Raw genomic sequence first — 26252 nt, 5'->3', positions numbered from 1 at the left:
TGACTGATATGCGCGATTACACCGCCCGAGAGAGGGAGATGTGCCACCAACGCAGTAAGGAAATCAGGGAAGTTTTCATTATCAGTCACTCTCTATGATTGCTTTCATTGTTTTACTTAATAAACGGGTGTTGCCCGGTGTTCCTGAGCCGCATCTTGGTATCTCGTGAACTTGTGTACTAGTTAACTGGTTCGCGGGATAAATGTCAACCCCTGAATAATTGTTTTTCATAAACACTTTTGCCTGTGACATTTGCCAGAATGAGTTGGATGCCAAATAAGATTGATTAACGTTAATGTCACATTAGCGAGTATGATAGTTAGCCACGCTTTTTCCGGACTTTTATTTTGTCTACTAAACCCGTTTTGTCTGATAACGCCACCTCACCTAATACGGCTGATTTAACTGATGTTGTTACATCAACGGCCTTTACTCTCTATGACTTACATAGTCATACCACCGCATCGGACGGCTCACTGAGCCCCGCGGCGTTGGTGATCAGGGCGGCGCAAATGCGCGTAGGTGTGTTGGCGATTACCGATCACGATACCACCGCAGGGCTAGCAGAAGCCGCCGCGACTATTGAGCAGCAGCAACTGCCAATCCGGCTTATTCCCGGTGTCGAGATTTCCACATTATGGGAAAACCATGAAATCCATATTGTGGGATTGGGCATGGATATCCAACACCCCAGCATCTGCCAGTTATTAAGCCAACAGTCCGAACATCGTTATAGCCGGGCGCAAGAAATCAGTGCCCGGTTGGCGAAAGCGCGTATTCCTGATGCCTGGGAAGGGGCTAATCGGTTGGCAGAAGGCGGCCAGGTGACGCGAGGCCATTTTGCCCGTTATCTGGTGGAGTTAGGGCTAGCCAGTAACGTCGGCCAGGTTTTCAAAAAGTATTTGGCTAAAGGCAAGACCGGTTATGTTCCCGCTCAATGGTGTACAATAGAACAAGCTATTGATGCTATTCAGCAATCAGGCGGACAAGCTGTGCTGGCGCACCCTGGGCGTTATGATTTAACGGCGAAATGGCTGAAGCGGTTATTAGCACATTTCGCTGAGCATGGTGGTGATGCCATGGAAGTTGCCCAGTGCCAGCAGGCTCCCTTTGAGCGGGCACAACTTGCTCAGTATGCGCGTGACTATAATTTACTTGCATCCCAGGGGTCTGATTTCCATCAACCTTGTTCCTGGATTGAGTTGGGCCGCAAATTGTGGCTGCCCGCTGGGGTGGAACCGGTATGGCGTGATTGGCCGATAGAGAGTCAGTCCAGCTAATTCATACATTTAATGATTAGGTAGAGTCATGAGTCAATTTTTCTATATTCACCCAGAAAACCCTCAGCCACGGTTAATCAACCAAAGTGTGGATGTTTTACGTAAGGGAGGGGTGGTTGTTTATCCGACAGATTCGGGTTATGCCCTTGGCTGCCGCTTAGAAGATAAAGCTGCAATGGAACGTATTTGTCGTATTCGCCAGTTGGATGGTAACCATAACTTTACCTTGGTTTGTCGTGATTTATCGGAGCTGTCAACTTACGCCTATGTTGATAACTCGGCGTTTCGGCTTATCAAGAACAACACTCCCGGCAACTACACCTTTATATTGAAAGCGACAAAAGAAGTGCCGCGGCGTTTGATGAATGACAAACGCAAAACAATTGGCTTGCGTGTGCCGTCCAATCCTATTGCGCTGGCGTTACTGGACGTATTAGGCGAGCCGCTGATGTCGACCACATTGATGCTGCCTGGTAATGATTTTGCGGAGTCGGACCCGGAAGAGATCAAAGAGCACTTGGGCAAGCAAGTGGACTTAATTATTCACGGCGGTTCGCTGGGCCAACAGCCAACTACGGTTATTGACCTGACTGATTCTTCACCGGAAGTTATCCGCGAAGGTGCAGGGGATGCAACGCCATTCCGCTAAGTGGAACGGGCGATAAGCCATTGTTAGTGACATCCGAGTCTTTTTGAGTCCCTGACTGTGAAAATAGTGTAATATGTCCGGTCACGAACCAGCGTGTTGAAGCGTTTGCGTCACTTTCTGCGCGCCACGCTGTGTTCTAAAATGTATTACAATCAGTGAGTTCTGCTTGATTGTGAGCTTAACTTATTGATTACAATATATAACACGACGCCTGTGAAGGCGACATTAGAGGTTGCTCAATGAGCGAGAAGTCAGAAGACCAAAAGTTACCAAACTCAAAGCCACAAAGCCCTAAACCACAGGGCGATAAAATTGTGGATGAAAAAACAAAAGTTGTGGGTGAAAAATTACAGAAAATCTTGGCACGAGCAGGTCATGGCTCTCGTCGGGAAATCGAAGCCATCATTCAACAGGGTCGTGTCAGCGTTGATGGTAAAATATCAAAGCTGGGTGATCGTGTTGAGGTGACTCAGGCTACTAAAATTCGTCTGGACGGCCATCTTCTTTCGATTAAAGAATCTGAAGAAGCGGTGTGCCGTGTGCTGGCGTATTACAAGCCGGAAGGCGAACTCTGTACCCGCAATGACCCTGAAGGCCGCCCAACGGTATTTGACCGCTTGCCTAAATTGCGCGGTTCGCGTTGGGTTGCAGTAGGTCGCCTGGACGTCAATACCTCAGGCCTATTGTTGTTCACCACTGATGGTGAATTGGCTAACCGCTTAATGCACCCTAGCCGTGAAGTTGAACGCGAATATGCAGTGCGTGTGTTTGGTCAAATCGATGACGAAAAAATCAAACAACTGAGCCGCGGTGTTCAACTGGAAGATGGTCCAGCGGCATTCCGCACCATTAGTTTCCAGGGCGGGGAAGGGATTAACCAGTGGTATAACGTCACGTTAACCGAAGGGCGCAACCGCGAAGTTCGCCGCTTGTGGGAAGCTGTCGGTGTACAGGTTAGCCGTCTGATTCGTGTTCGTTATGGTGATATCAATCTGCCAAAAGGTTTACCTCGTGGCGGTTGGACTGAATTAGATCTGAAAGCGACCAATTACTTGCGTGAACTCGTGGAGTTGGATTCTGAAACTGTCAGCAAATTGCCAGTTGAGAAAGACCGACGTCGGGTCAAAGCTAATCAAATTCGTCGTGCGGTTAAACGCCATACTGAAGTTGCTGGCCGCCAGGTTGCTGGACGTCAAGGCTCAGCCCGTAAAGGTTCTACCCGCCAAAACGTAGGTAACGCAGCTCCGGCAGCCGCTACCGGGCGTCGTGGATCTAATAAGCGCGGATAAGTTATTTATGGGAAGAAATTATTTTCTTCCCATTGACTCCAGGCAGTGACATTTTCCCTTCTTCAGATATACCTTTATATAGAAGACACTGATGCCGCAGGCTTTGCCTCGCGGCATTTTATTGGTCAAAGATGGCTGAAAATTACCAGTCAATACCTTGTTGTGCCTTAATACCGGCATCAAAAGCATGTTTAACCGGGCGTAATTCGCTGACAGTATCTGCCATTTCCAACAGATCCCGATGGCAACCACGGCCAGTAATTATCACGGTTTGATGAGCAGGGCGCTGTTTCAACGCATTGACGACTTCGTCCAGTGATAAATAGTCATAAGCGACCATATAAGTCAGTTCATCTAGCACCACTAAATCTAAGGTTGGATCAGCTAACATACGCTGCGCATGTTGCCAAACCCCCTGACAGGCGGCGGTGTCTGTTTCCCTATTTTGCGTATTCCAGGTAAAACCGGTTGCCATCACCTGAAACTCAACACCATGTTGTTGCAACAGATTTTTCTCGCCGTTCGGCCATTCACCTTTAATGAATTGTATCACTCCCGCTTTCAGTCCATGGCCAACAGCACGAGTTACAGTACCAAATGCAGCCGTGGTTTTACCTTTGCCATTGCCGGTGAAGACAATCAAGATGCCGCGAATTTCTTGTGCGGCTGCAACCCGAGACTCAACCTTTTCTTTTATTTTTTGTTGGCGTTGCTGGTGGCGTTCTTCAGTCATGAAAACATTCCTTTATTCGGCGGGGCCGGGCTTACGGCCGGGTTGTGCATCGAAGCTGATACCGGTCTTTCTGCGGCTATCATCGCCCATCAGATAGAGATATAGCGGCATAATATCGGCTGGTGTTTTTAACTTGTTGGCATCTTCATCGGGGAAGGCACTCGCACGCATCTGAGTCCGCGTGCCTCCTGGGTTGATACAATTAACCCGTAAATTACTCTGCTTATATTCTTCAGCAAGCACCTGCATCATGCCTTCGGTGGCAAATTTTGACACAGCATAAGCGCCCCATCCGGAGCGCCCCTGGCGGCCAACACTGGAACTGGTAAAGACCAAAGAAGCACTTGGTGACTTCAGCAATAATGGCAACAATGCTTGAGTTAGCATAAAAGTTGCATTGACATTCACTTGCATCACCTCTTGCCAGACGATAATGTCTTGCTCTGCCATCGGCACAATTTCACCCAATAAACCGGCATTATGCAAAAGGCCGTCCAGGTGCGAAATTTGCTGACTGAGAGTATCCGCCAATTGTTGGCAATCTTCTCTTGTTACATGCAGCAGATCCAGTTGCCAAACCATCGCGGGCAGACCGCCAGCATCGGCAATCTGTTGTTGTACTGCAATAAGTTTGTGCATCGTACGACCAACAAGAATCAGCCGAGCACCAAAACGTGCATAAGTCAAAGCCGCTTCGCGACCAATGCCATCACCGGCACCTGTCACTAGAATAGTGCGATTATCGAGCAGATCATGTTTAGGTTGGTAATGCATAATTATTCCTCTTACTGACGGCGGAAAAGATACTCTTATATGCCGCGCTAATTCCTACATTCTTATATTTAAGCGAAACCAATGCAATTCTTCATTTGCGCAAGACGGCGGCCTACGGGTTCGCTAGAATGCAGGTATCTCTTTAATAGCAGATGAATAAAGGCGGTATTTGTGGAGTTATTTTCTCTGTACGGACTGTTTCTCGCTAAAGTGGTGACCATTGTGGTCGCAATTGGAGCTGTTGTATTGTTGGTTGTCAGCCAGGGAATGAGGAAACAAGGGCAACGGGGAGAACTCAAGCTGGTTGATTTGGGTGAGCAGTATAAGGAAATGCAGCGTGAAATGCGCCTGGCGCGCATGAGTCATGCGGAGCAAAAAGCCTGGAGCAAAGAATTCAAAAAGCAGCAGAAAGCTGACGAAAAACTGAAGAAACAGCGCGCCAAATCTGGTGCGGTAGCAGCAGTAAAACCTTGTCTGTATGTCATTGACTTTAAAGGTAGTATTGATGCCCATGAAGTGACTTCATTACGCGAAGAGATTTCTGCGGTACTGGCGGTGGCAACGGCACAAGATGAAGTGCTACTTCGCCTGGAAAGTCCAGGTGGTGTGGTTCACGGCTATGGTTTGGCGGCGTCGCAATTGGAACGTTTGCGTCATAAAGGTATACGTCTGACTGTTGCTGTGGATAAAGTCGCAGCCAGTGGCGGGTACATGATGGCTTGTGTGGCAGACCGTATCATTAGTGCACCTTTTGCTATTATTGGTTCTATTGGTGTTGTGGCCCAAATACCCAACTTCCATCGTTTACTTAAAAAGAACGATATTGACGTAGAACTGCATACCGCAGGTGAATTTAAGCGAACCCTTACTTTGTTTGGCGAAAATACCGAGCAAGGTCGCGAAAAATTCCGCGAAGACCTTAACGAAACACATCTGCTATTCAAGCAATTTGTCCATCAACAACGGCCGTCTTTGGATATCGATGCTGTTGCCACTGGCGAACACTGGTTTGGCACCCAAGCCAAAGAGAAAGGGCTGGTGGATGCCATTGGTACTAGCGATGACTTACTGATAGCTGAGATGGATAATCATGAAGTTATCGGTGTGCGTTATTCCCGTCGTAAACGTCTGATGGATCGCTTTACAGGTAGTGCGGCGGAAAGCGCTGACCGTCTATTATTACGTTGGTGGCAGCGTGGTGAAAAACCACTGTTATAACCCAAAGTGAAATGAATTCGGCGAGATAAACACAGGGGGCTAAGCCCCCTGTTATTTTTGGTTTAGCGGCTAAAGGAAGAAGCAGTAAAAGGTGTTATCTGCTATTAATCGATTAAATGATATTTAGCCGATAAAACGTGTGCGAGATGTTTAAACATATTAAATACGGCGGTGGTTTTTGCTGTAGGTAAGCCTTCTTCATCAAGGAAGAATTCCCCGCGAAATACCAAAACAGCCCCTTTTTGCTCAACTTCAGTCGCTTTCATTCCGTGTAGATAATCTTCATGTTGACGAATAATCTCGTTGGCTTCTGCCAATAATTTATTACGCTCAATAGGTGCTGTGTTTCCAAACATTATATCTCCTCACAACAATCATATTTCCTCAGAACAAGGTAATTTCTCTTACCTATTCTACTGCGGGTTAGCATTTGTTCGCAAACCGACTAATGTTTATTCGAGCCATTGGTGGTTTTGTCACCGCAATTGGATAAATTCAGATTCCTAACTAATTAGGTTGCGTGACGCTTTTTATCAGGTACAGTGTGGGATTTTATACTATTAGGTGGAAGGTTTTGTTGACGCCATGGGGCAGAATTCACTGCTGTTGTATTGGGCGCAAGCAAAGATTTTGCGGGATAGTCAACCGGACTTCGGAAGGTACATTTATGGCTCCGATCAAAAAAACAGGTTGATCTCCTGAAAAAGTACCGCAATATAAAAAAGAGATTCAGAATGCCGCGGTACGGCAAGATAAAAACCTTCTTTTAGAAGAAATAATTTAGGTAAAGGTAATTATGGGCAAAGCTCTCGTAATAGTTGAGTCCCCGGCAAAAGCCAAAACTATTAATAAATACTTAGGGAATAACTACGTGGTTAAGTCCAGCGTCGGTCACATTCGTGATTTACCGACCAGTGGCTCAGCCAGTAAGAAGAGCGCTACCCCAACAGAAGATAAAGCCAAGAAAGCCGACAAGCCCAAAACTAAAGTAAAGAAAGACGAAAAGGTTGCGTTAGTTAATCGCATGGGTGTCGATCCTTATCATGGCTGGAAAGCGCAGTATGAAATTTTGCCCGGCAAAGAGAAAGTAGTTGCCGAGCTAAAAGCATTAGCCGAAAACGCTGATCATATCTATCTCGCAACCGACCTTGACCGCGAAGGAGAGGCAATTGCCTGGCATTTGCGTGAAGTGATTGGGGGGGACGATAAGCGTTTTAGTCGAGTGGTGTTTAACGAAATCACGAAGAATGCTATCCAACAGGCATTTAATCAACCGGGTGAATTGAATATCAACCGGGTGAATGCCCAACAAGCTCGTCGCTTTATGGACCGGGTTGTGGGTTATATGGTTTCGCCACTGTTGTGGAAAAAGATTGCGCGTGGCCTGTCTGCAGGGCGTGTACAGTCAGTCGCGGTACGTTTGGTGGTTGAACGTGAGCGAGATATTAAAGCGTTTGTTCCTGAAGAATACTGGGAATTGCATGCCGATTTGCTGGCAAAAGGTGAAGTTCCTATTCAGATGGAAGTCACCCATGCTCACAATAAGCCGTTTAAACCCGTCAATCGTGAGCAGACCCACGCCGCGCTTAAACTGCTGGAAAACGCCCGCTATAAAGTGCTGGATCGCGAAGATAAACCGACCAGTAGCAAGCCCGGGGCACCGTTTATCACTTCTACCTTGCAGCAGGCTGCCAGTACCCGCCTGAGCTTTGGTGTGAAGAAAACCATGATGATGGCGCAGCGCTTGTATGAAGCAGGGCATATCACCTATATGCGTACTGACTCCACCAACTTAAGTCAGGATGCTCTGACCATGGTGCGCGGTTATATTGGTGATAACTTTGGCGACAAATACTTGCCATCTGCACCGAATCAATACAGCAGCAAAGAAAATTCACAAGAAGCGCATGAAGCCATTCGTCCGTCTGATGTGAATGTGCTGGCTGAGCAGCTAAAAGATATGGAAGCTGACGCCCAGAAGTTGTATCAGCTGATTTGGCGTCAATTTGTGGCCTGCCAGATGACGCCAGCTAAGTATGATTCCACCACGCTGACAGTACAGGCTGGCGATTTCCAACTGCGTGCCAAAGGCCGAACCTTACGCTTCGATGGTTGGACCAAGGTGATGCCAGCATTGCGCAAAGGCGATGAAGACAGAACCTTGCCAGTGATTGAAGTGGGTAGTGAACTGGATTTACAAAAATTGATCCCAAGCCAGCACTTCACCAAACCGCCTGCGCGTTACAGCGAAGCGTCATTGGTAAAAGAGCTGGAAAAACGGGGCATTGGCCGCCCGTCTACCTATGCGTCGATTATCTCAACCATTCAGGACCGCGGTTATGTCCGGGTAGAAAACCGCCGTTTCTATGCTGAGAAAATGGGTGAGATCGTCACCGACCGTCTGGAAGAAAACTTCCGCGAGTTGATGAATTACGACTTTACCGCGCGCATGGAAAGTGGTCTGGATCAGGTTGCCAATGATCAGGCTGAGTGGAAGGCTGTGCTTGACGGCTTCTTTGCCGAGTTCAGTGAACAGCTTGAGAAAGCTGAAAAAGATCCTGAAGAGGGCGGTATGCGCCCGAATCAAATGGTCATGACCAGCATCGATTGCCCAACCTGTGGTCGTCAGATGGGGATTCGGACTGCCAGTACTGGGGTCTTCCTCGGTTGTTCAGGTTATGCATTGCCGCCGAAAGAGCGCTGCAAAACCACCATTAATCTGGTGCCAGAAGCTGAGGTTCTTAATATTCTGGAAGGCGATGATGCAGAAACTAACGCATTACGCGCCAAACGTCGCTGTCAGAAGTGTGGCACGGCAATGGATAGTTACCTGATTGATAACCAACGTAAATTACATGTTTGTGGTAATAACCCTGCATGTGATGGTTATGAGATTGAAGAAGGTGAGTTCCGTATTAAAGGGTATGAAGGCCCGATTGTTGAGTGCGAGAAATGTGGTTCTGAAATGCATCTGAAAATGGGGCGTTTTGGTAAATACATGGGTTGTACCAATGATGAGTGCAAAAATACTCGTAAAATCTTGCGCAGTGGTGAAGTTGCACCGCCGAAAGAAGATCCAGTACCTTTGCCAGAACTGCCTTGTGAAAAGTCAGATGCTTATTTCGTGTTACGCGATGGCGCTGCTGGTGTCTTCCTGGCGGCCAATACGTTCCCGAAATCGCGCGAAACTCGTGCACCATTAGTTGAGGAACTGGTTCGCTTTAAGGATCGTTTACCGGAAAAATTACGTTATCTGGCCGATGCGCCAGTGACGGATAAAGAAGGTAATAAGACTCTGGTTCGCTTTAGCCGCAAAACCAAACAGCAGTATGTCTCCTCAGAGAAAGAGGGCAAAGCGACCGGCTGGTCTGCTTTCTATATTGATGGCAAATGGGTCGAAGCTAAAAAATAGCGAGTTACTGGGATAGGTCATTAAGAAACCAGTTTAAACCAGCCTTCGGGCTGGTTTTTTATTGGGCTAATCTATCCGAGTGCTTTATAGTCATGGTGAAACTGTTGAAGTTTTTAATTGTTAATGCAGCTTGTCTGGGCTGAAAAATGCGATTTTTTTAAGCTAATATTCTCTATCTTAAACCAGTATCGGCACTGGTATGCATATTGGCGTCCGCTTTCGATGAGCACGAGATAACGCGACGATAATATGGGTATATACAGTTGCGAATGAAATGATATAGTAGTTATATAAAATATTTTTTTATCACTTAATGTTATTATAAGGTCAATACTGACCACTTTAGCATCATGCAGTTATGGGTTTCAGTTAATAACTTCTCGGGATACCGGGTGATTCCGATATACCAAGCTGTGGGTCTCCACAGTGTTTAACCTAGGATGGTATAGCTATGAAATTGCAGCAGCTCCGTTATATTGTTGAGGTGGTCAATCATAACCTTAACGTATCGTCCACCGCTGAAGGCCTATACACCTCGCAACCTGGGATCAGTAAACAGGTTCGCATGTTGGAAGATGAGCTGGGTATCCAAATTTTTGCCCGCAGTGGTAAACATCTCACGCAGGTGACCCCCGCAGGGTTGGAAATCATCCGTATTGCCCGTGAAGTCTTATCAAAAGTTGATGCCATTAAAGCGGTTGCCGGCGAACATACTTATCCCGATAAAGGGTCTTTGTATGTGGCGACGACCCATACGCAAGCGCGCTATGCATTGCCGAATGTGATTAAGGGCTTTATTGAGCGCTACCCTCGCGTGTCGCTGCATATGCATCAAGGCTCACCGACGCAAATAGCGGAAGCAGTGTCCAAGGGCAGTGCTGACTTTGCTATTGCGACAGAAGCGCTGCATTTATATGACGACCTGATTATGTTGCCGTGCTATCACTGGAATCGGGCGGTGGTAGTGAAGCCCGATCACCCATTAGCAGGGAAAGCCCATGTCAGCATTGAAGAATTAGCCGCTTATCCTATTGTGACCTACACTTTTGGGTTTACCGGCCGCTCTGAACTGGATACTGCGTTTAATCGTGCAGGTTTGACTCCACGTATTGTCTTTACCGCCACCGATGCGGATGTGATTAAAACGTATGTGAGATTAGGGCTGGGTGTCGGGGTTATTGCCAGCATGGCGGTTGATCCGATTCAAGACCCTGATCTGGTGACAGTGGATGCGCGTGATATCTTCACTTATAGCACCACTAAAATTGGTTTTCGCCGCAGTACCTTCCTGCGCAGTTATATGTATGACTTTATTTTACGTTTTGCGCCTCATTTGACGCGCGATGTAGTAGATAAAGCGGTCGCGCTACGCTCCAATGAAGATATCGAAGCAATGTTTAAAGATATTAAACTGCCGACGAAATGATTTTTTAATTAAAGAATATTTGGGGCTGAGTTGATAACAAAGCGATTAATAGCTTAGTGAGTGAAAGGGTTACCGTACCTAGGGCACCGATGATTTACTTACTTGTATTTGGAACTCAGAGCAACCTCAACGGCACTCTGTCTCTTTATTTGACTTTTTCAGCAGTCTGAAGCCCCTTTGCCGGGGCTTTTTGTATAATTAGCGCTTCTTGTTCGCTTGTGCGAGTACAGAACCTGCCAATGTTTTGGCCAGCTTGCTGGATTTTGGTTCTGCCAATACTTGTGCTGCCACATCTTCCATATATGCACCGGTTTGATTATCAGTATTCGTCTGAGAGAGGGCTGAACCCGCGAGACTTTTTTCGATAGCAGAAGCAGTAGGATCTTTCAGGATTTGTGCAGCGAGTGAAGCTACCGAGGCTGATGTTTTCTTGGTATTTTTTGACATTATTTAATCTCAATTAATTTATAGGTCGTATTTGATGTCGCATTTTAATAGATCAGTAACATTACATCTCACTAACTGTATAAATAAACAGGTTTCCATTCAAATTAAATGTCATGAAAAATAGTTTAAAATCTTAATTTATGGGTTTACCTTAAAAAAAATATTTAGTGGGAATTCAAAAGAGAATTAAAAGGATTTCCGATAATTTATTATTAATTCTAATTTTATATACGATAGTAAATTTCTTTATGGATTAAATATGTTACCCATCACCGAGTGTAGGAATCAATAATACCTATCTGAATGGGGCTGCAGGTTAGGGCAGGAGAATACTCATAATATCATTATTTAATAATGCTGATTTATTAACTTATCTGAGACTGAAATAGCCGCAGTGATCACCGTAATACTGACTAAATATTTAAAATATTATCCCTTAACATCGTTTCTACCTATCGCTGCCAGTAAGTGCCATTGTTGCTAAAATGTTAACGTTTCTTTGTGTTATATTTAATACAGACCTCATAATTTCAAGGGAATAGCCTTGTGATGATGAATGTGGCTTAGAACACGATAAGAAATAATGGAGGCGCTATGTCGTTGGATTTGCGAAAAACGAGTATGGCCAGGTTGGTCGCCCTCAATCACGAATATCACTATTACAGCCTGCCGCAATTGGCGGCAGTGCTGGGGGATATCGACCGATTACCTAAATCACTGAAAGTGTTGTTAGAAAACTTGCTACGCCATCTGGACGGTGAGCAGGTTCAGGAGGATGACCTTAAAGCCATTGTGGCGTGGCAACAGACCGGCCATGCTGATAAAGAAATCGCTTATCGACCCGCCCGGGTCTTAATGCAAGATTTTACTGGTGTCCCGGCGGTGGTAGATTTGGCCGCAATGCGCGAAGCGGTACAACGCCTTGGCGGTGATGTGGCGCAGGTTAACCCGTTATCACCGGTTGATTTGGTGATAGACCACTCGGTCACTGTTGATGAGTTTGGTTATAAAGCGGCATTTGGTGAAAATGTCCGTTTGGAAATGGAACGTAATCACGAGCGCTATATCTTCCTGCGTTGGGGGCAAAAAGCCTTTAGCCGTTTTCGCGTGGTGCCGCCGGGCACCGGGATTTGTCATCAGGTGAATCTGGAGTATCTGGGGCAAACCGTCTGGCATGAACAACAGGGCGATAAAGAGGTGGCTTATCCGGATACCCTGGTAGGAACCGACTCTCACACCACCATGATTAATGGTCTGGGGATTCTGGGCTGGGGCGTGGGCGGTATTGAAGCAGAAGCTGCGATGTTGGGTCAACCGGTATCCATGCTTATCCCTGATGTCGTCGGTTTCAAAATGACCAGCAAGATGCGGGAAGGGATCACCGCTACTGACTTAGTGCTGACCGTTACTCAGATGCTGAGAAAACATGGTGTGGTGGGTAAGTTTGTCGAGTTTTACGGTGATGGTCTGGCGGATTTGCCCCTGGCGGATCGCGCTACTATTGCCAATATGGCACCGGAATATGGTGCTACCTGCGGTTTCTTCCCGGTCGATGATGTCACTCTGGCTTATATGCGTTTAAGTGGCCGTAGTGATGAACAGATAGCACTGGTGGAAACATATAGTAAAGCTCAGGGATTATGGCGTCATACGGGAGATGAGCCGGTGTTCACCAGTCAGTTATCACTTGATCTGAGCACTGTTGAGTCCAGTCTGGCGGGGCCAAAACGCCCGCAAGACAGAGTTGCGTTGCCAAAAGTCCCTTTGGCGTTTAATGCTTTTGAAGAACTGGAAGTTAATAGCAAAAAAGATAAAGTGAGTCATGTGTCCTTCACCCAGGATGGCAAAACTCACGAGTTGGAACATGGCGCTGTGGTCATTGCGGCCATTACTTCTTGTACAAATACATCCAACCCCAGCGTATTGATGGCGGCTGGCTTACTGGCCAAAAAAGCCGCAGAAAAAGGGCTTAAAACCAAGCCCTGGGTGAAAACGTCATTAGCTCCCGGTTCGAAAGTCGTCACTGAATATCTTAAGTCAGCCGGTTTAACGCCTTATCTGGATCGTTTGGGCTTTAATCTGGTGGGCTATGGTTGCACCACATGTATAGGTAACTCTGGCCCATTACCAGAACCAATAGAAAAAGCCATCAAAGAGGGAGATTTAACCGTAGGTGCTGTCCTGTCTGGCAACCGCAACTTTGAAGGGCGTATTCATCCTTTGGTCAAAACCAACTGGCTGGCCTCACCACCGCTGGTGGTTGCTTATGCTTTGGCTGGCAATATGAATGTCAATTTGACGCAAGATCCGTTGGGCAACGATCCTCAAGGCAATACGGTCTATCTGAAAGATATCTGGCCGACCGGCCTTGAGATCGCCAAAGCGGTTGAAGAAGTGAAAACGGATATGTTCCGCAAAGAGTATTCTGCGGTGTTTGATGGTGATGAAGAGTGGCAGGGCATTCAAGTCGATAGCACACCAACCTACGATTGGCAGAGTGATTCCACTTACATCCGTTTGCCCCCATTCTTCAGTGATATGAAAGCATTACCGGAACCGGTGCAGGATATCCATCACGCGCGTATTCTGGCTATTTTGGCCGACTCTGTTACCACCGACCACATTTCTCCGGCGGGTAATATCAAACTGGACAGCCCGGCGGGTCGTTATCTGCGTGATCGCGGCGTGGAAATTAAAGAGTTTAACTCCTACGGTTCTCGTCGCGGTAATCATGAAGTGATGATGCGCGGAACCTTTGCCAATATTCGTATTCGCAATGAAATGGTGCCCGGTGTTGAGGGGGGGATCACTCGCCATATTCCATCTCAAAATCAAATGGCTATCTATGATGCAGCAATGCGTTATCAGCAAGAGAATGTGCCGCTGGCAGTGATTGCCGGTAAGGAATATGGTTCAGGCTCTAGCCGCGACTGGGCAGCGAAGGGGCCTAGGTTGCTGGGAGTGCGTGTTGTTATCGCGGAATCATTTGAGCGTATTCACCGCTCTAATTTAATCGGAATGGGAATTCTGCCGCTGGAATTTCCACAAGGTATCAATCGTAAAACGTTAGGCCTGACCGGTGATGAATCTATTAGTGTCAGTGGGTTACAAAGTCTGGCACCGGGGCAAACAGTCCCTGTCACCATCACTTATGTAGATGGACGGCAACAAAAGGTTGATACCCGCTGTCGTATTGATACAGGCAATGAATTGGTTTATTTCGAAAATGGCGGCATCCTGCATTATGTGATCCGCAAAATGTTGTAATAAATTGATAGTTACGTGACAGCATCACGATTTAGTGAGTGAAGGGGTTACCGCGCCTGGGGGCACTTCGGCGACTTACGTCGCTGCGCCCCCAACGGCACGATTCCCCTTCATTTGACGTTGTCAGCAATCTGAAGGGCCAGGCCATTATTTGGTCAACAAATGGCCCATCTTGGCGGCTTTGGTCGCCATATAGTGCTCGTTCTTAGGATTCTGCCCGACAATCAGCGGAACGCGTTCGACGATATTGATCCCAGCCTCGGAGAGAATTTCGACCTTCTTCGGGTTATTGGTCAACAAGCGCACGGCTTTGACACCCAATAACTTATACATATCAGAACATAGCGTGAAGTCGCGTTCATCGGCAGCGAAACCGAGTTGATGATTAGCTTCAACGGTGTCGGCACCTAAGTCTTGCAAAGCATAAGCGCGGATTTTATTCAGTAAACCAATATTGCGGCCTTCCTGACGATGATAAATCAGTACACCTCGGCCTTCTTCGGCAATATGTGCCAGTGCAGCTTCTAGCTGGAAACCACAATCGCAACGCAAGCTAAAGAGGGCATCACCCGTCAGACACTCAGAGTGAACACGGGAGAGCACCGGTTCATCGGTGCTAATATCACCAAAAATTAATGCCAAATGGTCATGACCGGTGGCTAACTCTTCAAAACCGACCATCAGGAAATCACCCCAAGGGGTCGGTAATTTGGCTTCTGCTACACGTTTTAGCTGCATCTTGCTGTTCATATTATAACTTCATACCCTTAGATAGGTTGTCGCATACCCTACCGTGAATGCCTGCTATACCCTTTTGCTTTAGGGGATAAGGTTCAATAAAAATTTTCTGCGATCATTATTAGTTATATTGCCATAACTTTTGACATGCTGCTGTTCAACAAAGCAGCAATAAGGTTAGCGAGAATGTCTGGCTAAGACTTATTTTAGAAATGATAAAAATTTGTGTATGTTATCAATGGATAGAGAGACTTATATTTTATCGATATAGCACTTATATAAATCGTGCTATCACCACAGGTAATATGTTGTGGATATTGCCAGAAAGAAAGGGTAACAGATGTGGAATATAGCAAAACGCATTACTCTGGGAGCACTTATTTTGCTGCTGCCAACCTTTGTCATTTGGCTTTCCGGTTGGCAGTGGCAGCCGGGGAGGGCTGAAAGCTGGTTAAAAGGGTTGTTTTGGGTAACAGAAACCGTTACTGCGCCGTGGGGCATCCTCACCAGCGTGCTACTGGGGGGCTGGTTTTTATGGTGCCTGCGCTTTCGACTCAAACCGGCTATTGGGTTGTTGGTTATATTGGGCGTGGTTATTGTTGTGGGCCAGGGAGTGAAATCGCTGATTAAAGAACAGGTACAGGAGCCACGGCCATTTGTGGTGTGGCTTGAAGCCGAGCATCATATCGATAACCATTTTTTCTATTCTTTACCTCGCGCCGAGCGCAGCGAATTGATTAAACAGCAGTTGCAGAATCAATCTGCAATCCCATCGTGGTTGAGCAGCCATTGGCAGTTTGAAACTGGCTTTGCTTTTCCTTCCGGCCACACGGTTTTTGCCGCCAGTTGGGCATTATTGGCCGTCGGTTTGTTATGGCCACGGCGACATTATAAAACGGTTATTTTACTGATGTTCTGGGCGCAGGGGGTCATGATGAGCCGTCTGGTGTTAGGTATGCATTGGCCTGGCGATCTGATGGCCGCCACGATAATTAGCGGATTGTTAGTTGCGATGGTATGCAGTTTGGTGCAGCGATGGTTTGGCTCGTTGAATATTCCGCCGCAAGAAGAGCATGAGATTGAAAAACGCGATCATGACTAAAATGAGGCGATTAATTATTATTTGCCATTAAGTATCCGCAATTAAGTTGCTTAAAATAATCTCTATTGAGCATCAGTTTGGCGCTTTATCTTGGTGCAGGGTTTCTTTGCGGGGCAAGGAAGTGCTAATTTGTTGAGTAAGGACGCCACATTTTTGGCATAATTCATCAGGTTGATTCGGCCTTTAGGAAAAAACGTGAAATATTTGCTGATTTTTTTGTTAGTGCTCGTCATTTTCGTGATATCAGTCACGCTCGGAGCAAATAACGATCAGGTCGTTACCTTCAATTATTTATTGGCTCAGGGCGAATATCGGGTCTCTACCTTGTTAGCAACGCTGTTTGCCGCCGGTTTGGTTCTGGGGTGGATTATTTGTGGACTTTTTTATCTGCGGGTTCGCATTTTATTGGGGCGCGCAGAACGGAAAATTAAACGCCTTGAATCGCAGCAAGAGCTACCGATTGAACCCAGTGCGACTGCATCCACACCTGCCGTCAGCAAGGAATAATTTTCTATGTTAGAAATGCTGTTTCTGCTGTTACCAGTCGCTGCCGCCTATGGTTGGTATATGGGGCGCAGAAGTGCTCAGCAGGATAAGCAGCAGGATGCTAACCGCTTGTCTCGTGAATATGTGGCCGGGGTTAACTTCCTTCTCTCAAACCAGCAAGACAAAGCGGTTGATCTGTTTCTTGAAATGCTGAAAGAAGACAGTTCAACAGTTGAAGCACATCTGACGTTGGGTAATTTGTTCCGCTCTCGTGGTGAAGTTGACCGCGCTATCCGCATTCATCAAGCCTTGATGGAAAGTGCCTCTCTGACTTTTGAACAACGTCTGTTGGCGATCCAGCAATTGGGGCGCGATTATATGGCGGCTGGTTTATATGACAGGGCGGAGGATATGTTCAACCAATTGGTTGAAGAGCAAGATTTCCGGCTTGGCGCATTACAACAGTTATTGGTTATCCACCAGGCGACCAGTGATTGGAATAATGCCATCGAAGTGGCAGAAAAACTGGTCAAGATGGGGAAAGAGAATCAGCGACTGGAAATTGCCCACTTTTATTGTGAATTGGCACTGCAAGCCATGGGAAGTGATGACCTCGACAAGGCAATGGGCCTGTTGAAGAAAGCAGCCTCAGCAGACAAGCAATGCGCCAGAGTGTCCATTATGCAAGGTCGGGTGTATCTGGCCAAGGGTGAGTATGCGAAAGGCGTAGAAGCGCTGGAACGCGTGTTAGTGCAAGATAAAGAAGTGGTCAGTGAAGCATTGCCGATGCTGAGTGAATGCTATCAACACCTACAGCAACCCGAAGCCTGGGCTAATTTCCTGAAACGCTGTGTTGAAGATAACACTGGCGCGGCGGCTGAGTTAATGTTGGCGGAAATTCTTGAACAGCAAGAAGGCCGTGATGTGGCGCAAACTTATATTAATCGCCAATTGCAACGCCATCCAACCATGCGTGTTTTCTATCGTTTGATGGACTATCATCTGGCAGATGCCGAAGAAGGGCGGGCGAAAGAGAGCTTACTGTTGTTGCGCGATATGGTTGGCGAGCAAATCCGTACCAAACCGCGTTATCGCTGCCACAAGTGTGGTTTTACCGCGCACTCACTCTATTGGCATTGCCCATCTTGCCGTGCTTGGGCGTCTGTTAAGCCTATTAGAGGGTTGGATGGTCAATAAGTGTGGGTTATTCAGGGATATCGGGTGAATTGAATCACCCGACAGATATACCCGTCATACTTCAAGCTGCATGTGTGTTGGCTGCTTTCGTTCACCCCAGTCACTTACTTGTGTAAGCTCCTGAGGATTCGCTCAGTTACCGCCTTCCTGCAACTCGAATTATCTAGGGTATAGATACTGTATTACGATGAAATGATCTATTTTTTCTTCTGCGGCGCTTTTAGCAATTGGCGCAGTTTCTTCAATTCTTTCTGGCTTAACGGCTGTTCTGAAATTTCTTCTACGCCTTGGTTATCAATCTCGCTGTGATGCAATTTGGCATCTTTATGGCCGCTCTTACCGTTTTTAACATCAACCGCAAAACTTTTTTCTAATCTTTCGCAGACTTCGGTGCTGAGAGAAAACTGTTTTTCTAAGGCGGCAGCTTTAATTTTCTCTTTTAATTCCAGAGGGATTTTAATGGTTAAGGTAGATATTTCGCTCATCATATAACCTTCAACTTAGGGGAAAATACCAAGCTAAGCGAGGGAAGTGAAACTGTCTAGGGGATAACACAATTGTCACAAAAAATTCACATTGGCGGTTTCAGAAATAGACAATGCGCAGAAGATTAGGTGACCTGAAGTGATGGAGGATTATGGTTTGGCGTAACCGACGTGAAAGGCCAGTTACGCCGGAGAAATATGCAGGTTACGGGCGACTGTGTGGATAATGTATCAGGTCGTGGAAGCGCACAGAATGGCCGCTTTCATTGCGATAGCTGTGCGGGCAATCAGCCGCAAATCGTAGCGCCTCACCGGTGGTCAGAGTTCGGGTCACGCCATCGACGGTGAGTATCAGTTCCCCTTCAATAACAATCACATGTTCAATCACGCCGGCTTCGTGTGGCGTTGACTCACTGCATCCACCCGGTGCGAGGTCGATAACAAACATATCCATGCGCAGTGTGGCGTCATAAGGAAACAGGGGGACGACGCGCATTCCCGATGTTTCGCTATTGAATGTGGTGAGTAAGCCATGACGGTGCAGTGCAGCAGATTGCGCAGGCGGTGTTTCAAGAAATTGTGAGAAAGAGACGTTCAGGCCGCTGGCGATTTTCCACAGCGTCGCCACTGTCGGGCTGGATTCGCCGCGTTCAATTTGCCCTAGCATCGCTTTACTGACGCCGGTTTGCTCCGCCGTCTGGCTCAAACTCCAGCCTCGTTCGCGGCGCACGTTTTTCAGTTGGCTGCCAATATGGTGGGCGAGTTCCTTCATCTTGACTCCTTCAGCGTGACTCTTTATCGAACACAATTCTTTATCGAACACATTTGTGCGTTATAACGCACGGTGATATGTTGAATACAATAGATGTACGTTATAACGCACAATAGCATACTGCTCGCGTTCGATAATCAGAAGGATTTTCCCCGATGGCATCGCGTTTCCGTTTGCAAGATTTAACTTTTTCTGCGGTTATCGCCGGATTTGTCGCTGTCCTGGTCGGCTATACCAGTTCAGCGGCAATAATTTTTCAGGCAGCGGAGGCAGCAGGTGCCAGTGTGGCACAAATCGGTGGTTGGCTGAGTATGCTTGGGCTGGGAATGGGGGTGACTAGCATAGGTTTATCGCTCTATTACCGCACGCCAGTAGTCACTGCCTGGTCAACACCGGGTGCTGCGTTACTGGTGACCAGCTTGCCCGGTACATCGATCAATGAAGCTATTGGGGTGTTTGTGTTTGCCACCGGGCTTATTTTGCTGTGTGGCGTGACCGGCTTATTCGCCAGACTGATGCATTATATTCCTCAGGCACTGTCGGCGGCGATGTTAGGCGGGATTTTGTTGCGGTTTGGCTTGGATGCTTTTACCTCGTTACAAAGTGATTTCGCGCTAGCTGGCACCATGTGTCTGGTGTATCTACTAGTAAAACGAACCCTTTCGCGCTATGCGATTGTTCTGGCACTGGTCGCCGGGCTGATGGTGGCCGGATTACAGGGTAATATTGCGCTGCACGGCCAGACGTTGATTTTTGCCACCCCCGTCTTTGTCATGCCACATTTCACGATTTCAACTCTTCTCGGCATCGGTGTTCCGTTTTTCGTGGTGACAATGGCCTCACAAAATGCGCCGGGTATCGCCACATTGAAAGCGCATGGTTACAATCTACCTGTTTCCCCCCTGATTTCATGGACAGCACTGACCGCACTGGTTTTAGCGCCGTTTGGTGGTTTTACCGTCTGTATTGCGGCGATTACTGCGGCGATCTGCATGGGGCAAGATATCCATCTTGATCCGAAAAAACGTTATATGGCGGCGGTCGCTGCCGGGTTCTTCTATCTGATCGCCGGTGTGTTTGGTGGATCAATCGGTATGGTGTTTACCGCACTGCCGGTCGCGCTTATCCACACTATTGCCGGTCTGGCCTTACTTGGCACCATTGCGGGTAGTTTGTATCGTGCGCTGGAAAATGAACGTCAGCGTGATGCAGCAATTATCACGTTTTTGATAACCGCTTCTGGCGTGACATTGTTGGGGGTTGGTTCTGCGTTTTGGGGGCTGGTCGGTGGCATCATTACACATCTGATCCTCAACCTCCCGGCGCGCAAAGCAGTACACAGCGCCGGGAAAAGTTGAGTTTGTTTCCGTCCTGGGGAACAGAATTTTACTCGCGGGGAAAAGTGGCTGAAACCACCTTTCCCCTTCGTCACCTATTAGCGATAAATGATCGCCGTACCGTGCAATTTGTTGTTGCCGGTTGCAGAGGTAATCAGGTATGAGGTTGCGCCGGCTTCATCTGCTTTTTTCGCCAGTGCGTTCTCTAATTCAGTTAATGTTCCGGCATTGCTGGCGGCAACGATGCCAATCTCATTCGAGCCTGTTGCAGGGGCATGCTGGATCTGTGTGGCAGCAACACTGGCAAATGAAGCCAAAGAAAGGGCCAAAGCAGGGACAATATATTTAATATTTTTCATGTGAAACTCCTGTTACTTATTTACCATTTAAATAATAAATCATTATTTAAATCATGATATAGACAATCAATGTCTGGCGATGGAGTGCATCATAGCGCAGGGTTGTTTAAATAAAATCACAAAAAATTGATTTTTATCATCAAAAAATTCGAATGACATTTTACGTTTCTTGAAACTTTTTTACTTAACTGCGGGTATAAGAAGTACGCCTGCTTTTGCATAAATCTACGTAACCAGAAGAAGCCTGACAAAGGGTGGCTAAACTCACACTGCCGACTGCTGTAATTTCAGTGACACACCCTGTAGAATGTTGCTGTTATCATGACTAACTGACTGAAAAAGGCTTGAAAATGACGTCTGCAACTAAAACTAATAACAGTGGCTCAATATCTTCCCCGATCGTTGTTGCACTGGATTATGCCAATAAAGACGCGGCGTTAGCTTTTGCTGATCGTGTTAACCCACGAGATTGCCGATTAAAAGTAGGCAAAGAGATGTTTACTTTATATGGCCCGCAACTTGTTCGAGACCTGCATCAGCGCGGTTTTGAGGTCTTTCTGGATTTGAAATTCCACGATATTCCTAACACTACCGCCCGTGCGGTTGCGGCGGCGGCGGAACTGGGTGTGTGGATGGTAAATGTCCATGCCACTGGGGGGATGCGCATGATGACCGCAGCAAAAGAAGCGTTATTACCCTTTGGCCAACAAGCACCATTACTGATTGCCGTGACGGTGCTAACCAGCATGGATGGCGAGGATTTACGTGATATTGGTATTAATATCACCCCAGCTGAACATGCAGAGCGGTTGGCAAAATTAACCTGGGATTGCGGTTTAGATGGCGTAGTGTGTTCTGCCCACGAAGCTGTGCGCTTAAAGCAGGTGTGTGGCGAGGATTTCAAACTAGTGACACCGGGGATTCGCCCAGAGGGCAGTGATGCTGGCGATCAGCGCCGTATTATGACACCAGAACAAGCTGTAGCGGCAGGTGTAGATTATATGGTGATAGGGCGTCCGATCACCCAATCTCCTGATCCGGAAAAAACCTTAACCGACATTCTGGCCTCTTTGGGTAAGGGGGCAAAATGAGCCATGATAATAGCCGCTTGGTCTATTCAACCGATACCGGGCGTATCACTGAACCCGAGGTCAAACCGCAACGGCCTAAAGGCGATGGTATTGTTCGCATCCAGCGTCAAACCAGTGGGCGCAAAGGCAAGGGCGTGTGTTTGATTACCGGTATTGATGGCAGTGATGAAATGCTAGAGAAACTGGCAGCAGAATTGAAGAAGAAGTGCGGCTGCGGTGGCTCAATTAAAGACGGTATCATTGAAATTCAAGGAGATAAACGCGATCTTCTTAAGCAACTGCTCGAAGCCAAAGGGATGAAAGTCAAACTGGCGGGGGGTTGAGAATAATTTATAGTTGAGGTTAATGACAAAGTGCCCGTAGCGGTGAAAACAGGTAGATCGTAAAGACGCCGTAAACCCTTCCCTGGGGGCTCGAGCCGCGCCATCCGTGGCGCGGACGCTTTACTCTTCTACCTGTCCTCACCTTACAAGATCGAGTCGTTGGGAGTTGTCAGCAGTCTGAGTTTCATTTAACAGTTCTCCCCTAATTAATTGGCGTTGCAGGTAGGCAGCAAGCAAACGAATCCCGATGAGCTTACACAGGTAAGTGATTCGGGTGAGTGAGCGTAGCTAACACCCCTGCAACGCCAAGTAAAACGGGGAGATTTATTTGCCCACCTGATGGCCAATAACCCCACCAATAGCAGCACCGCCTAGCGTCCCTAAGGTACTGCCAGTCAATACTGCGCCGCCAACTGCACCAGCACCGGCACCAATTGCGGTATTACGGTCACGTTTGGACATGTTGGAACATGCGGATAGTGATAGGGCCAGCGTTAGTGCCAATGCGGCAGTCGCAAATCTCTTATTGATCATCATAATTATTTTCCTCACGTTGGCTAAGTACAAATCCATACTGAATTAAACTTACCTTACTCAGTATAGGTATTATATTAATATTAGGCGTCAGCTTATTCCATTTGTGCTTAGAATAAAAAACGCCATTTTGATTTAAATTTGGAATTAATATTGAGAACTGGTTTCTTCATCAATAGAATCTAGTATAATTGCCTGTAATTCATTTAATAGGTAAATAGTCCTAATTTGACCCGCCCAGGGGGGTAATTAAGGCTTATCTGAAGCCACAGGCACAATTAACTCGTTGTCTGTACTCAAAAAAAACAGATTATATGGGTTGCCCATCTCTCAGACTCCACTTTCCAGCCAATCCGCACGCAGTTTATAGCTATTTCTCCCATACCGGTTCTCACCTGTGGCACTGAAAATGAGATAAATTCAGTTATTCAGGATACGACGATGCTCAACGAACTGAAGCAGCAGGTGCTTGCTGCTAATCTGGCACTGCCACGCCATAATCTGGTCACTTTTACCTGGGGTAATGTTAGTGCTGTTGATCGGCAAAGCGGCCTGCTGGTGATTAAACCTTCGGGCGTTGAGTATGACGTGATGACGGTGGCTGACATGGTGGTGGTGGAGTTGGAAACCGGCAAAGTAGTGGAGGGCAGTAAGAAGCCTTCATCGGACACCGACACACACCGGGTGCTTTACCTTAATTTCCCTCAAATCGGCGGCATTGTGCATACGCATTCACGCCACGCCACCATCTGGGCGCAGGCAGGTTTGGATTTACCCGCCTGGGGCACCACGCATGCGGATTATTTCTATGGCGCAATCCCCTGTACCCGCCTGATGACACCAGAAGAGATAGCTGGCCGTTATGAATGGGAAACCGGTAATGTCATTGTCGAGACATTCGCTGAGAGAGGCATTAAGCCAGAAGATGTGCCCGCCGTTCTGGTGAATTCACACGGGCCATTTGCCTGGGGAACGGATGCTAATAATGCTGTACACAATGCGGTTGTGCTAGAAGAACTGGCTTATATGGGGATTTTCTCACGCCAGTTGAACCCGCAATTGGGGGATATGCAGCCCCAATTGCTGGATAAACACTACCTGCGCAAGCACGGGAAAAATGCCTATTATGGGCAATAAAAACTAAGTTTGGCCTCCGCCCGTGTTTAGTCGTGCACGGGCTTTTCCAACCATAATATCGAGTCGCTGATATCGAGTATTTTTGCCTCGACTTGCGCGATCGCATCATTGATTCCTTGATTGTAAAAATGTGCACCCAATTCCCGACTGATAAATTGCAGTAAAAATTCGGCGTCAAAATCTTCCAACTCAATATTGTGCTCTTGCTCCAGATAACGCTGCAGCTTGTATGTCATGCGTTGGGTTTGTTCGCGGGTGAAGGTGATGTCTGCCATTGCTGCTCCGATAATTATTTATACTCGTCATACTTCAAGCTGCATGTGCGTTGGCTGCTTTCGTTCACCCGAATCACTTACCTGAGTAAGCTCATCGGGATTCACTCAGTTACCGCCTTCCTGCAACTCGAATTATTTAGAGTATCTGTGTCTTATTCACTTAGAATATCGACTTGAATTCCATAGTTTGCTAACTGTTGTTGATAGCTGGTGGGCAGGCGATTATCCGTGATGACTCTGTTGACGGCAGAGATAGGGGTCAACAGGTTCTGATGCACCTGACCAAACTTTGATGCATCCGCCAAAATGATGTTCTCGGCACCTTTGGCTAATACGCTATTAATGACCTCGGCCCGCAGCACGTCTCGCCCAGTAAATCCGGTATCTATCTGGTAACCGTCGATACCGATAAATGCCTTACTGAAATTCACATGACGTAAGCACAGTAGTGTCAGTGGGCCAACCATGCTGTCACTTTTCTTCTGATAGATCCCGCCCAATAGAATAACTTCGCAAGCTGAGTCTTTTAATTGTCGGGCAATATAGCCGCTCACTGTCACTAATGTGATGCCGGGGCGTTTTGCCAGCTGATGGGCCAGGAGAGCGTTACTGCTGCCACTTTCAATAAATATTGTCTCACCGTCGTTAACCAGCGAGGCAGCGTGATTAGCCAGTTTTTGCTTCGTTGAGAAATGGCGCATCATGCGCACATCAATATCATCACTTTCCAGGGCAACAGCGAAGCCATGCACGCGTTTGAGTAAACCCCGTTTCTCCAGCAGATTGAGATCTTGCCGAATGGTGACTTCTGATACATGGGTTACTTGGGATAATTCGCTGACACTCACTCGTTTGTTGTCATTCACCTGTTGCAAAATCGTTTGCTGTCTTGGGTTCATCATAGGCCTGCCAAATAAATAAACTTTCGTTTGAAGTATAATTTACTTTCGAATGAAATAGATTTGATCAGAGTCACGTTATTGATTACGGAGTGGTCTATGATTGCGACTAATGATTCTTCGTCACTCTATTTGCTTTACTGGTTATTTGTTTAATCAGTCTGGCTGTTTCACTCATTCAAACCGGAGGTTGTTATGGAGCTTTATCTTGATACAGCGGATGTGGCCGCAGTTAAACGCCTGGCGCGTATTCTACCTTTGCAGGGGGTCACCACCAATCCCAGTATTCTGGCGAAAGCGGGTAAACCTATCTGGGAGGTGCTCCCTGCGTTGCGCGATGCTTTGGGTGGAACCGGTAAACTTTTCGCCCAAGTGTTGGCCAGCGACAGCGAACTGATGGTGTCAGAGGCAGTATTACTGTCTCAGCGTATTCCTGGTTTGGTTATCAAAGTGCCAGCCACTGCCGAAGGGTTAGCGGCAATTAAGAAACTGAAAACGATGTCGATTCCAACACTAGGGACCGCGGTATACGGAGCCGGGCAAGGGTTATTGTCTGCATTGGCTGGGGCCGAATACGTTGCACCTTATGTTAACCGGTTAGATGCGCAAGGCGGTGATGGCATCGCGATGGTGCGTGAATTACAGCAATTGCTGACCTTACATGCGCCGGGCGCTAAAGTGCTGGCAGCCAGCTTCCGTACTCCTCGGCAAGTATTGGATTGCTTGTTGGCGGGTTGCCAGTCCGTGACCATTCCCGTGGATGTCGCCGAGCAGTTTATCAGCACCCCAGCGGTTAAAGCGGCAGTAGAACAGTTTGAGCATGACTGGCAGGGCGCATTTGGCTCAGCAATCTTGAGCTAGTGTTTCATTCACGCGCTAAAGCATAAAAAAACGCCCGTTTAGATATTAAACGGGCGTTACGTTGTCACTTGTTGGGTGAGCACTATCATGAAATTTTGAGAGTGCTGGCAAAGCTATTTTTAGAACGGTGACTGGCGGGGCGACTACACCGATGGGCGCTC

The 26252-nt window shown here is 47.2% G+C and carries 27 protein-coding genes and 1 other annotated feature (1 of these 28 only partly in view); of the genes, 15 read left to right on the top strand and 12 right to left on the bottom strand.

The window, feature by feature from the left end; all coding sequences use genetic code 11:
• Nucleotides 1-55: a sequence feature (Trp leader region), on the bottom strand (it extends 47 nt beyond the left edge of the window).
• The gene (trpL, locus tag FTB31_RS18450) at nt 17-79 is read right to left on the bottom strand and encodes a trp operon leader peptide (protein ID WP_061512357.1); all 63 of its coding nucleotides are present in this window, start codon (nt 77-79) and stop codon (nt 17-19) included. (Overlaps the previous feature by 39 nt.)
• 286 nt (nt 80-365) lie before the next feature.
• Here trpL and rnm point away from each other — a divergent pair, with 286 nt between their 5' ends.
• The 3 genes from rnm to rluB all read left to right on the top strand — a co-directional run bounded on the left by rnm (nt 366) and on the right by rluB (nt 3218).
• Complete coding sequence (gene rnm / locus FTB31_RS18445) at nt 366-1280, top strand: RNase RNM (protein ID WP_139343683.1); 915 nt, start codon at nt 366-368, stop codon at nt 1278-1280.
• Between the two features lie 28 nt (nt 1281-1308).
• Entirely contained in the window at nt 1309-1929 is a 621-nt protein-coding gene (locus FTB31_RS18440; protein WP_038633141.1) for an L-threonylcarbamoyladenylate synthase, read from the top strand.
• Between the two features lie 239 nt (nt 1930-2168).
• Nucleotides 2169-3218 carry a 23S rRNA pseudouridine(2605) synthase RluB gene (gene rluB / locus FTB31_RS18435; protein WP_050075572.1) on the top strand — a complete coding sequence of 350 codons (1050 nt, stop codon included), beginning with the start codon at nt 2169-2171 and terminating at the stop codon, nt 3216-3218.
• Between the two features lie 142 nt (nt 3219-3360).
• Here the strand turns inward: rluB and cobO are convergent, their stop codons facing one another.
• Both cobO and FTB31_RS18425 read right to left on the bottom strand, forming a co-directional pair.
• Entirely contained in the window at nt 3361-3951 is a 591-nt protein-coding gene (gene cobO, locus FTB31_RS18430; RefSeq protein ID WP_050075573.1) for a cob(I)yrinic acid a,c-diamide adenosyltransferase, read from the bottom strand.
• A gap of 12 nt (nt 3952-3963) precedes the next feature.
• A complete protein-coding gene (locus tag FTB31_RS18425; RefSeq protein WP_077174762.1) occupies nt 3964-4725 on the bottom strand; it encodes a YciK family oxidoreductase in 762 nt (253 codons plus the stop codon).
• 171 nt (nt 4726-4896) lie between these two features.
• Here FTB31_RS18425 and sohB point away from each other — a divergent pair, with 171 nt between their 5' ends.
• Nucleotides 4897-5943 carry a protease SohB gene (sohB, locus tag FTB31_RS18420; protein ID WP_077174761.1) on the top strand — a complete coding sequence of 349 codons (1047 nt, stop codon included), beginning with the start codon at nt 4897-4899 and terminating at the stop codon, nt 5941-5943.
• Nucleotides 5944-6047: 104 nt separating this feature from the next.
• On the opposite strand, the gene FTB31_RS18415 is transcribed toward sohB, so the two are convergent.
• Complete coding sequence (locus FTB31_RS18415) at nt 6048-6299, bottom strand: YciN family protein (protein WP_050075576.1); 252 nt, start codon at nt 6297-6299, stop codon at nt 6048-6050.
• Nucleotides 6300-6739: 440 nt separating this feature from the next.
• Between FTB31_RS18415 and topA the strand changes: the two genes are divergently transcribed.
• Together topA and cysB are read left to right on the top strand one after the other, a co-directional pair.
• Complete coding sequence (gene topA / locus FTB31_RS18410; protein ID WP_077174760.1) at nt 6740-9355, top strand: type I DNA topoisomerase; 2616 nt, start codon at nt 6740-6742, stop codon at nt 9353-9355.
• 451 nt (nt 9356-9806) lie between these two features.
• Nucleotides 9807-10781: an HTH-type transcriptional regulator CysB gene (gene cysB / locus FTB31_RS18405; RefSeq protein ID WP_005165856.1), complete on the top strand. Its 975-nt coding sequence runs from the start codon at nt 9807-9809 to the stop codon at nt 10779-10781.
• A gap of 198 nt (nt 10782-10979) precedes the next feature.
• On the opposite strand, the gene FTB31_RS18400 is transcribed toward cysB, so the two are convergent.
• Nucleotides 10980-11228 (bottom strand): hypothetical protein, encoded by a 249-nt coding sequence (locus FTB31_RS18400; protein WP_050075578.1) that lies wholly within the window; start codon nt 11226-11228, stop codon nt 10980-10982.
• A 594-nt stretch (nt 11229-11822) separates the two neighbouring features.
• Here FTB31_RS18400 and acnA point away from each other — a divergent pair.
• Nucleotides 11823-14495 (top strand): aconitate hydratase AcnA, encoded by a 2673-nt coding sequence (acnA, locus tag FTB31_RS18395; protein ID WP_227731684.1) that lies wholly within the window; start codon nt 11823-11825, stop codon nt 14493-14495.
• Between the two features lie 147 nt (nt 14496-14642).
• Here the strand turns inward: acnA and ribA are convergent, their stop codons facing one another.
• Nucleotides 14643-15233, bottom strand: a complete 591-nt coding sequence (ribA, locus tag FTB31_RS18390) for a GTP cyclohydrolase II (protein ID WP_050075620.1) — start codon at nt 15231-15233, stop codon at nt 14643-14645.
• A 340-nt stretch (nt 15234-15573) separates the two neighbouring features.
• Here ribA and pgpB point away from each other — a divergent pair, with 340 nt between their 5' ends.
• From pgpB to lapB, 3 genes are all read left to right on the top strand, one after another.
• Nucleotides 15574-16335 carry a phosphatidylglycerophosphatase B gene (gene pgpB / locus FTB31_RS18385; RefSeq protein WP_227721806.1) on the top strand — a complete coding sequence of 254 codons (762 nt, stop codon included), beginning with the start codon at nt 15574-15576 and terminating at the stop codon, nt 16333-16335.
• 195 nt (nt 16336-16530) lie between these two features.
• Complete coding sequence (locus FTB31_RS18380; protein ID WP_050075581.1) at nt 16531-16842, top strand: LapA family protein; 312 nt, start codon at nt 16531-16533, stop codon at nt 16840-16842.
• Between the two features lie 6 nt (nt 16843-16848).
• Nucleotides 16849-18018, top strand: coding sequence for a lipopolysaccharide assembly protein LapB (lapB, locus tag FTB31_RS18375; protein WP_077174758.1), 1170 nt, complete (start codon nt 16849-16851; stop codon nt 18016-18018).
• Between the two features lie 197 nt (nt 18019-18215).
• Here lapB and FTB31_RS18370 read toward each other — a convergent pair whose 3' ends face one another.
• Together FTB31_RS18370 and FTB31_RS18365 are read right to left on the bottom strand one after the other, a co-directional pair.
• Nucleotides 18216-18503 (bottom strand): hypothetical protein, encoded by a 288-nt coding sequence (locus FTB31_RS18370; protein WP_175628052.1) that lies wholly within the window; start codon nt 18501-18503, stop codon nt 18216-18218.
• Nucleotides 18504-18708: 205 nt separating this feature from the next.
• Entirely contained in the window at nt 18709-19275 is a 567-nt protein-coding gene (locus tag FTB31_RS18365; RefSeq protein ID WP_050075584.1) for a helix-turn-helix domain-containing protein, read from the bottom strand.
• A 155-nt stretch (nt 19276-19430) separates the two neighbouring features.
• Between FTB31_RS18365 and FTB31_RS18360 the strand changes: the two genes are divergently transcribed.
• On the top strand, nt 19431-20633 hold the full coding sequence (locus tag FTB31_RS18360; RefSeq protein WP_227731683.1) for a benzoate/H(+) symporter BenE family transporter: 1203 nt from the start codon (nt 19431-19433) through the stop codon (nt 20631-20633).
• A gap of 77 nt (nt 20634-20710) precedes the next feature.
• Here the strand turns inward: FTB31_RS18360 and bhsA are convergent, their stop codons facing one another.
• Nucleotides 20711-20971, bottom strand: coding sequence for a multiple stress resistance protein BhsA (gene bhsA / locus FTB31_RS18355; protein ID WP_077174754.1), 261 nt, complete (start codon nt 20969-20971; stop codon nt 20711-20713).
• 350 nt (nt 20972-21321) lie between these two features.
• On the opposite strand from bhsA, the gene pyrF reads away from it, so the two are divergent.
• Nucleotides 21322-22062 carry an orotidine-5'-phosphate decarboxylase gene (gene pyrF / locus FTB31_RS18350; RefSeq protein ID WP_050075587.1) on the top strand — a complete coding sequence of 247 codons (741 nt, stop codon included), beginning with the start codon at nt 21322-21324 and terminating at the stop codon, nt 22060-22062.
• Nucleotides 22059-22385, top strand: coding sequence for a stress response translation initiation inhibitor YciH (yciH, locus tag FTB31_RS18345; RefSeq protein WP_019079480.1), 327 nt, complete (start codon nt 22059-22061; stop codon nt 22383-22385). Before pyrF ends, yciH begins: the two co-directional genes overlap by 4 nt.
• A gap of 324 nt (nt 22386-22709) precedes the next feature.
• Here the strand turns inward: yciH and osmB are convergent, their stop codons facing one another.
• Entirely contained in the window at nt 22710-22925 is a 216-nt protein-coding gene (osmB, locus tag FTB31_RS18340; RefSeq protein ID WP_026017843.1) for an osmotically-inducible lipoprotein OsmB, read from the bottom strand.
• 435 nt (nt 22926-23360) lie between these two features.
• Here osmB and araD point away from each other — a divergent pair, with 435 nt between their 5' ends.
• Nucleotides 23361-24056, top strand: a complete 696-nt coding sequence (gene araD, locus FTB31_RS18335) for an L-ribulose-5-phosphate 4-epimerase (protein ID WP_077174753.1) — start codon at nt 23361-23363, stop codon at nt 24054-24056.
• Nucleotides 24057-24082: 26 nt separating this feature from the next.
• On the opposite strand, the gene FTB31_RS18330 is transcribed toward araD, so the two are convergent.
• Together FTB31_RS18330 and FTB31_RS18325 are read right to left on the bottom strand one after the other, a co-directional pair.
• On the bottom strand, nt 24083-24331 hold the full coding sequence (locus FTB31_RS18330; RefSeq protein WP_050075589.1) for a DUF2164 domain-containing protein: 249 nt from the start codon (nt 24329-24331) through the stop codon (nt 24083-24085).
• Nucleotides 24332-24483: 152 nt separating this feature from the next.
• Complete coding sequence (locus FTB31_RS18325) at nt 24484-25230, bottom strand: DeoR/GlpR family DNA-binding transcription regulator (RefSeq protein ID WP_077294137.1); 747 nt, start codon at nt 25228-25230, stop codon at nt 24484-24486.
• Nucleotides 25231-25425: 195 nt separating this feature from the next.
• Between FTB31_RS18325 and fsa the strand changes: the two genes are divergently transcribed.
• Complete coding sequence (gene fsa, locus FTB31_RS18320) at nt 25426-26091, top strand: fructose-6-phosphate aldolase (RefSeq protein ID WP_050075590.1); 666 nt, start codon at nt 25426-25428, stop codon at nt 26089-26091.
• The last annotated feature ends 161 nt before the right edge of the window (nt 26092-26252 follow it).

This window comes from Yersinia proxima, from assembly GCF_902170785.1.
Classification (GTDB): Bacteria; Pseudomonadota; Gammaproteobacteria; order Enterobacterales; family Enterobacteriaceae; genus Yersinia; species Yersinia proxima.
Note: the sequence above shows the minus strand (reverse complement) of the source record. Positions and strands in the feature narration are given on the sequence as shown.